This is a genomic window from Bradyrhizobium sp. in8p8 (assembly GCF_000426845.1).
In the GTDB taxonomy this organism is placed as follows: Bacteria; Pseudomonadota; Alphaproteobacteria; order Rhizobiales; family Xanthobacteraceae; genus Bradyrhizobium; species Bradyrhizobium japonicum_C.
Genome location: NZ_AUGD01000024.1, coordinates 66,023 through 72,037, shown reverse-complemented (window position 1 = coordinate 72,037; position 6,015 = coordinate 66,023). Strand labels below are relative to the sequence as shown.

The following is a 6,015-nucleotide window of genomic DNA, read 5'->3' as shown; positions in this document are numbered from 1 at the left end:
GCCGAGGCGATGGTGATGATCTCGACCGACAAGGCGATCGAGCCGGTGTCGATGCTCGGCCTGACCAAGCGCTTTGCAGAGATGTACTGTCAGGCGCTGGATCACGAGCTCGCAGCCGGAGTGCGCGGGGCCAAGCCGCCGATGCGGTTGATCTCGGTCCGGTTCGGCAACGTGCTGGCCTCGAACGGCTCGGTGGTGCCGAAGTTCAAGGCCCAGATCGAGGCCGGCGGACCGGTGACCGTGACGCATCCCGACATGGTCCGCTACTTCATGACCATCCGCGAGGCGTGCGATCTCGTCATCACCGCGGCCACGCATGCGATCGGAACGCAGCGTCCCGACGTCTCGGTCTACGTCCTCAACATGGGCCAGCCGGTGAAGATCGTCGATCTCGCCGAGCGCATGATCCGTCTGTCCGGACTGCAGCCCGGCTACGACATCGAGATCGTGTTCACCGGCATGCGTCCGGGCGAACGCCTGCATGAGATCCTGTTCGCCTCGGAGGAGCCGACCCGCGAGATCGGCGTTGCTGGAATTATGGCCGCCCAGCCGAACGAACCGCCGATGCAGACGCTGCGCAAGTGGATCGCGGCGCTGGAGCAGGCGATCGCGCGCGACGATCGCGCCACCATCAGGACCATCCTGAAGGACGCGGTGCCCGAATTCGGGTCGACCGCGGCCTGACCATGCAGCCCCGAGGCAAGATCGTCGTCGCGAGCCAGCATTACCCGCCTGACCCGAGCACCACGGCGGCGATCATGGCCGAGATCGCCTGCCGCCTGTCGGCCGAGCACGAGGTCGTCGTTCTCTCGGGCTCGCCGGGTGCATTGCCGGCCGCGCAGACCGGCCCCGGCAAGCCGCGCGTCGTCGCGATCAGGAACCGGATGGCCGGCAAGGCGGCGCTGGTGCGGCGCGGCGCTTCCGAGCTCCTGTTCGCGGGCCGCACGTTCTTCGCATTGGTGCGGAAACTGAGGCGAGGGGACGTGGTGCTCACGGTCACCGCACCGTTCATGCTGCCCTATGCGGTGGCGGCGGCAGCAAGGGTCAAGGGCGCGCGCTCGGCGTTGATCATGCACGACCTCTTTCCCGACGTGCTGGTGATGGCGGGTCTGTTGAAGCCAGGCTCAGTCGTCACGCGGACGATGCGCGCCGCCAACAGCCTGATGTTCCGCGCGCTCAACGCCGTCATCACCATAGGGCGAGATGCGGAGCGGCCGCTGCTCAGCTATTCCGGGATGAGGCGGAGCAAGATTCGTTTCATCCCGAACTGGGCGACGCTCGCGCCCGCGCCGCGGCCCGTCAGCGCGGACAATCCATTCCGCAAGTCGATTCCGGCGCGCTTCATCGTGGGGCTATCGGGCAATCTCGGCTTCACCCATGATCCGGACGTCGTGTTCGAGGCGGCGCGGCTCCTGCAGGAGGAGGCGGACATTCACTTCCTGCTGTCCGGCTGGGGCATCGGTTTCGAGCGGCTGAAGCAGTTGCAGGCGACGGCGAACCTCTCCAATGTCTCCTTCGTCGAGCGCGTCGAGGATTCCGAGCTCGAAGCGTTTCTCGCTTCCGCCGATGTCTGGATCATTCCGTACCGGAAGGACGTGGCGGGAGTGTCCGTGCCTAGCCGGTTCTACAATCTCCTGGCGGTGGGGCGCCCCGTGGTGCTGGTGTCCGAGCCGGAGGCCGAGGCCGCCTTGACGGTCGCGGAGAGCAGGCTCGGCTGGGTCGTGCCGCCCGGCCGTGCCGATCGGCTCGCCGAAGCGATCCGCGCCGCGTTCCGTTCCGACGACGGCGCCATCGCGGCGCGCGCGGTGAAGGCGGCATCGCGTTTCGACAAGACGACGGCGATGAACGCCTATGCCGAGCTGATCGGCGAATTGTTGCGCAACCCGGACCTTTCGGAGCAGCGATGAACGGGCCTCAACCGGTCGTGCTGGTGACGGGAGCGAGCGGCTTCGTCGGTCGTCATCTCGTGCCGGCGCTGGCTCATGTCGGATGGTCGGTCCGCCGTGCGGTCCGGAGCCCGGAAGGCGCCGGCGACGAGGTCGTGATCAAATCGATCGGCCCCGAGACCGACTGGCAGGCCGCGCTGGAAGGCGTCGACGCCGTCATCCATCTCGCCGCGCGCGTGCATCACAAGCACGAGGAGCACGCGGTCCAGCTGTACCGCAACGTCAACATCGCCGGAACGCTGCATCTGGCGCGCTCCGCGGCGACGGCCGGCGTGCGCCAGTTCATCTTCGTCAGCACCGTTCTCGTTCACGGCCGCAGCAATGAGGGCCGTGCGCCGTTCAGCGAGCACGACGTTCTGACGCCGCGCGGCCTCTACGGCATGTCCAAGGCCGCGGCCGAGGCTGGCCTGAGGACGCTCGCGCGCGACACCGATATGAAGATCACGGTGATCAGGCCGCCGCTGGTCTATGGCGCCGGAGCCAAGGGCAATTTCGCCCTGCTGACCCGTGCTATAAGCGCGGGGCTGCCGCTGCCCTTTGCGGCGATCAACAACCAGCGCGCCTTTCTGGCCGTGCAGAACCTCTCGGCGTTCATTCTGCACCGGCTCAGCCATCCCGATCCTGCGAGCAACTTCGAGATATTCCTGGTGGCCGATACCGAACAGGTCTCGACGCCCGAATTCATCAGGCGCCTGGCTGCAGCGTCCGGAAAGAACGCGCGTCTGTTCGGCATGTCGCCGCGTCTGCTGTCGACGCTGCTCAATGTGATGGGCCGGCAGGACACGCATGACAGCCTGATTGGCTCGCTCGAGCTCAACATCTCCAAGGCGCTGGCGACCGGCTGGCGGCCGCAGGTCTCCATCGACGAGGGGCTGCGGCACGCGCTTTCGGATCAGGACGCCTGAGCCCGCGAGAAGCGCTGCAGCACGAGGGCGACCGCGCCCGCGCCCGCGAACAAGGCAACAATCGTGATCGCCATCGAGCCGGCGCGAACCGTGGTGATGGCAAGGATTGCCAGAACGAGGTTGAGCGCGAATGTCTCGCCGACCACCCGCTCGACCGTGAACCCGTTGTCGGTTGCACGCTGATAGAAGTGTGTGCGGTGTGCCGACCAGAACGGCTCGTGCCTGATGATGCGGCGAAACAGCGTGATGGTGGAGTCTGCGAGGTAATAGGCCGGCAATAGCAGCGCCGCGGCCGGCTGCCCCCGGAAGGCCAGCTCCAGCAGGCACCAGCCGAGCAAAAGGCCGATCGGCAGACTGCCGACGTCGCCCAGAAAGACCTTTGCAACGGGACGGTTGAACGGCGCAAAGCCCAGCATGGCGCCGCATAGCGCGGTGGCGATCAGCACCGCCGGCCAAGAGAGATCCCCGAGCACTCCCAGCAGCAGCAGCGCAGCGGTGACCGGCACGACTTCCGCCACCGTCATCAGGTCGAGCCCGTCCATGAAGTTGACGAGATTCACGAACCAGACACCGGCCAGGACGATGAGGCCGCGCTCCAGCCCGAGCGGCAGAGCCGGCACGATGCGCGCGCTCTCGGGCGCTGTGAACACCACTGCGCCGACACAGGCTGCCTGCAGCACCAGCCGCACGAGCACGGGCAGCGACACGATGTCGTCGGCAAAGCCGACCAGGGCGATCACGATGGTCGCAGCGACCAGCGCCGGCGGGATCGCGACATTGGCCGAGGCGCTCCAGATCCAGGCGACGAGGAGAGTCGCGGCGATCACCGCGATGCCCGCGCCCTGCGGGGTCGGGATGCGATGCGAGGACCGCGCATTTGGCCGTGCCAGCGCGTAGCGCTGGAGCAGGGGGCGGCTGATCCAGGTGACGAGCGCCGAGATCAGCGCGGCGATCGCGGCGGCAAGCAGCAGGGGGACGCCGGCGAGCGCATCGGCTGCGGAGCTCACTCCGGCACTCCGATAGGGGCAGATCCTTGCGCGGCTTTCTCCGCGCTGAGGATCCAGACCAGGCCGCCGACAGCGCCGACCATGAAGAACACGGCGCCGAACAGCAGCGAGACGTTGACGCCCTCGTTGGCGGAAAGTCCCGCGAAGCCGAACGCCAGGCTCATCGTGGCTTCACGCACGCCCCAGCCGGCGATCGAGATCGGCATCATGGTGATCAGCATCACCGGCGGCACCAGCAAAAAGACGTCGCTGAAGCGGACCGGGGCCGCAATCGACTGCACGACGCACCAGGCGATCACGACGGCCAGCACGTGGACGAGGACCGACAGGATCGCGATGATCGGCCCGCGGGTGCGGCTGAAGATCACGCGATTGGCGATGACGGCGCAGGCGTGAATGTGATGCGTGGCCCACCAGGTCTTCAGCCAACGCCATTTCAGCGCGCCGAAAATCAGGAAGCCGACGCCGCCCGCGAGCGCCAGGAGGTCGATCAGCAGCAGTGCCGAGCGCCCGTGCGGATCGGTGATGAGGGTGTAGCTCCAGGGCAGGCTTGCGACGATCAGGATCGCGAGCGCGATCAGGCCGATCGCGCGGTCGACGAAGATCGAGTAGGTCGCCGCACGCCAGCCGGCCCCTGCGCGTGCGACCAGCCACAGCCGGACCGCATCGCCGCCGATTGCCGACGGCAGGGTCTGGTTGAAAAACGAGCCGATCACGTTGTAACGCATCGCGCGGCCGAGCTCGAGCGGCGCTCCGCAGGCGGCGCTGATCTCGCGCCAGCGCAGCACGCCGACGAAGATCTGCAGGAACGTGATCGCGATCGCCACGCCGATCCAGAACAGGCTGGTGATGGTGAAGCGCGAAAACAGTTCGGATAGATCGACCTTGCGCAGCGCCAGATACAGCAGCGCCACGGAAATCACGATTTTGGCCGTCGACAGCAGGATTCGGCGCATCTCGCCCGCATGAGGGTTTGCGAAGAATTGAGGCAACCCGACGCGAGGCGCCGAATTCGGCCGCTTTGGTATGGTCTTGGCGCCGATCTTGCAATAGCCGTTGTTAAGGACGCCATGAGGAGCCCTCGCGAGGAGCGGAGCAACCTATTGCGACCCCGTCAAGCCGGCGGCTAAACAGGATGGGGCACGGATCCAGGGAACAGGATGACGGATCAGGCGATTTTGGTCACCGGCGCGGCCGGCTTCATCGGTTTCCACGTCGCCCGCCAGCTCCTCGGCGAGGGCCGGCCTGTCGTCGGGCTCGACAATCTCAACAGCTATTATGATCCGGCGCTGAAGAAGGCGCGCCTCGAACTGCTCAAGGGCGATTCCCGCTTCTCTTTCGTCCAGGCCGATCTCGCCGACCGCGAAACGATGGCGGCGCTGTTTGCGCAACATCGTTTTGCCAAAGTCGTGCATCTGGCGGCGCAGGCCGGCGTGCGCTACTCGATCGAGCAACCGCAGGCTTACGCCGATTCCAATCTCGTCGGCTTTCTCAACGTGCTTGAGGGCTGCCGCAACGACGGCTGTCGTCATCTCGTCTACGCCTCGTCATCCTCCGTTTACGGCGCTAACACAAAACTGCCATTTGCGGTCGCGGACCGCACCGATCATCCCGTGAGCCTCTATGCGGCAACCAAGAAGGCGAACGAGGTGATGGCGCAGTCCTACAGCCATCTCTATCGCCTGCCGGTCACCGGGCTGCGCTTCTTCACCATTTACGGCCCGTGGGGCCGGCCCGACATGGCGATGTTTCTTTTCGTTAACGCTATCATGGCGGGCAAGCCGATCCGGCTGTTTAACCATGGCAAGATGCGCCGCGACTTCACCTATATCGACGATGTGACGCGTGTCGTATCGAAGCTGATCGATCTCGTCCCCGCGAATGATGCGGCTGCCGCAAATGCGCCGTCAAAGCTCTACAATGTCGGCAATCACCGCCCGGAGGAACTGATGCATGTCGTCGGTCTTCTTGAGCGGGAGCTGGGCCGGACGGCGATCAAAGAATTGCTGCCGATGCAGCCGGGAGATGTGCTGGAAACGTTCGCGGATGTCGAGGATTTGATGCGCGATACCGGCTTTGCACCGTCAACGCCGATCGAGCATGGGGTCCATAATTTCGTCACCTGGTATCGGGACTACTTCAAGGTTTGAGATCACG

Annotated in this window: 6 protein-coding genes; 4 read left to right on the top strand and 2 right to left on the bottom strand. The window is 65.7% G+C overall.

Features of this window, described 5'->3' with window-relative positions; all coding sequences use genetic code 11:
• The 3 genes from K408_RS0133615 to K408_RS0133605 form a co-directional block, all read left to right on the top strand.
• On the top strand, window positions 1–684 hold a 684-nt coding region (locus K408_RS0133615; RefSeq protein WP_028146116.1), incomplete at its 5' end, for a polysaccharide biosynthesis protein.
• Between the two features lie 2 nt (window positions 685–686).
• The gene (locus K408_RS0133610; RefSeq protein ID WP_024342903.1) at window positions 687–1,907 is read left to right on the top strand and encodes a glycosyltransferase family 4 protein; all 1,221 of its coding nucleotides are present in this window, start codon (window positions 687–689) and stop codon (window positions 1,905–1,907) included.
• Window positions 1,904–2,851: an NAD-dependent epimerase/dehydratase family protein gene (locus K408_RS0133605; protein WP_024342904.1), complete on the top strand. Its 948-nt coding sequence runs from the start codon at window positions 1,904–1,906 to the stop codon at window positions 2,849–2,851. Before K408_RS0133610 ends, K408_RS0133605 begins: the two co-directional genes overlap by 4 nt.
• Here the strand turns inward: K408_RS0133605 and K408_RS0133600 are convergent.
• Window positions 2,839–3,858, bottom strand: coding sequence for an MraY family glycosyltransferase (locus tag K408_RS0133600; RefSeq protein ID WP_024342905.1), 1,020 nt, complete (start codon window positions 3,856–3,858; stop codon window positions 2,839–2,841). The two genes, K408_RS0133605 and K408_RS0133600, sit on opposite strands and share 13 nt — an antisense overlap.
• Window positions 3,855–4,814 carry a lysylphosphatidylglycerol synthase transmembrane domain-containing protein gene (locus K408_RS0133595; RefSeq protein ID WP_024342906.1) on the bottom strand — a complete coding sequence of 320 codons (960 nt, stop codon included), beginning with the start codon at window positions 4,812–4,814 and terminating at the stop codon, window positions 3,855–3,857. The genes K408_RS0133600 and K408_RS0133595 overlap by 4 nt, the downstream gene beginning before the upstream one ends.
• A 204-nt stretch (window positions 4,815–5,018) precedes the next feature.
• Between K408_RS0133595 and K408_RS0133590 the strand changes: the two genes are divergently transcribed.
• Window positions 5,019–6,008 carry an SDR family NAD(P)-dependent oxidoreductase gene (locus tag K408_RS0133590; RefSeq protein WP_024342907.1) on the top strand — a complete coding sequence of 330 codons (990 nt, stop codon included), beginning with the start codon at window positions 5,019–5,021 and terminating at the stop codon, window positions 6,006–6,008.
• The last annotated feature ends 7 nt before the right edge of the window (window positions 6,009–6,015 follow it).